The sequence below is a fragment of the Siminovitchia fortis genome, assembly GCF_003605365.2.
Taxonomy (GTDB): domain Bacteria; phylum Bacillota; class Bacilli; order Bacillales; family Bacillaceae_C; genus Siminovitchia; species Siminovitchia fortis.
The window spans coordinates 1-1,913 of record NZ_QYTU02000084.1; the positions used below are offsets into that span (position 1 = coordinate 1).

Genomic DNA, 1,913 nt, shown 5'->3' on the forward strand with positions numbered 1-1,913 from the left:
TCCCGACTTTAACAGCTAGAAAGCCAAAAACTCCTCGAAAACAGCGATATTATAGTGTTTTCGAGGAGTTTTTTATTTTTTTGCATGTAGATATGCATTCCTTCTTTTGTCCTTTTGCCCATAAGCAGGAATATCTTCAATCCCAAGTGCTTTTAGGATATCGGAAAATGCATCGTCAGATTTATTTTTTATATAGATTTCCCTTCCTTCGAAATTTACCTGTGTAATCGTAGCACTCCGAATGGCACCCTGTATTTTTTCCGTGGAATAATCCAGTCCCTTTTGGCGAAGCAGGGCTTCCAGAAGCCTTTGTATAACGAGCGCTAAATAACAGATGACAAAATGTCCCTGAATGCTTTCTTCTGTCCAAACAAAGATGGGGCGGGCCTCAAAATTGCTTTTTAGCACGCGAAAGCTTTCTTCAATTTTCCAAAGCCCATGGTAAGCGTCCAAGACTTGTTCGGGGGATAATGCCGGATCACTGTATTGGATGCCGTAATAGCCGTCAAATTGCTCATCAAATTTCAGTTGTTTCTCGTTAAAAGAAATCCGGTCATCGTCCAGGAAGGTTAATTGGACATATTTCTTCCCACCTTTTTTCATTTCTGCCTTCATCTGTGATTTCGATTCAACCAGCTTTTTTGATTTTTTGATAATTCTTTCACGGTCTTTCCTGTCCTTTTGTGCTCTTTTCAAAGACCAAGTGATTAGTAGATGATCGTTGATTTTATGGTTTTTTCCATCACTCCGAACAGAGGATTCAAAATCACATTTCTTCCATTTGAATTCCGGAGAAGCCCAGGTATAGTCTGATTCATCCAGGACCATCTCTTTCGCCTTTTTGGAACCTGAACGGATTTTATAGCCCATGATGTATTCAAAGCCGAGGGATTTTAGAAACAGTAAATTTTTCTTAGAATTCAATCCCCGATCTGCAACGATGATCAGCTTTTTGATCCCGTATTGTTCTTTTAATCTCGTGAGTGCGGGCTCCAATGTTTTAAAATCATTAGTATTTCCGGGAAACAGCTCATAGCTGACCGGAATCCCCTGGTCATCAATTAGCAGACCCATAACAACCTGTACCTGGTTCACCTTATTGTCTTTGGAAAAGCCGAACTTTTTCAATTCATCCGCTAAAACGGACTCAAAATAATAGGTCGTAACGTCATAAAAGGCCACTGCGAGATTACGGTTGAATTTCTTTGCAACCAGCTTGTTTAGATGTTCTTCCAAACAATCCTTTTGTGAGGCAAGAAAGGAAAGTGACCGATATATGTGTTGCAGCTCACAAGGAAACCCATGGGCAAAACGGTCCCTGCCCTCGAAGGTTGACTTCTTGGAATTGGGAAATAATAATCTGGAAAAGGCCATGAGGGCAATTGGGATATTTGTTTGAAACTCAATATCTGTATCCCGTTTTTGTCGATATTGAAAGAAATAGTCCAGCTTCAGCTCATCCCAAAGCATACGGTAAACTTCATAGCCATAGTTTTGAAGGAGAGCACCTTCTTTTGTAGGTTGTTCAATTGGCGTTTTAATAAATTCTTGCAGATGCTGGTTCAAAGTGCTTGCGTGAACCTGCTCTTTCTCTGCATTCATTTTATCGACTTTTTCTTGAAGTTCCTGAATGGCGTTTGGATTTTTGGCTAACAGCTTTTCTTTATTGCCGAAGGTTTCAAGCACCCTGACTTTAGGCTTTTTCGTTTTCGGATCCCGATACGACTCTACGATTCGGACGTATTCTTTTCCTCTATTTTTGAAAACTTGAAGGTACATTTTCCCACCTCTTTTTCAAATATTGTAGCATATATACCTTCATATATACAATATTAAAAATAAAAAACAGGCTGAAAACTTGATTAAATCAATGTTCTCAGCCTGTTTTATTCAATTTAACTGTTAAAGTCGGG

1 protein-coding gene is annotated in these 1,913 nt (G+C 39.3%); it reads right to left on the minus strand.

Annotation, left to right across the window (positions count from 1 at the left end; all coding sequences use genetic code 11):
- Window positions 1–72: 72 nt before the first annotated feature.
- Window positions 73–1,779 (minus strand): IS1634 family transposase, encoded by a 1,707-nt coding sequence (locus D4N35_RS17670; protein ID WP_120076014.1) that lies wholly within the window; start codon window positions 1,777–1,779, stop codon window positions 73–75.
- Window positions 1,780–1,913: the final 134 nt, after the last annotated feature.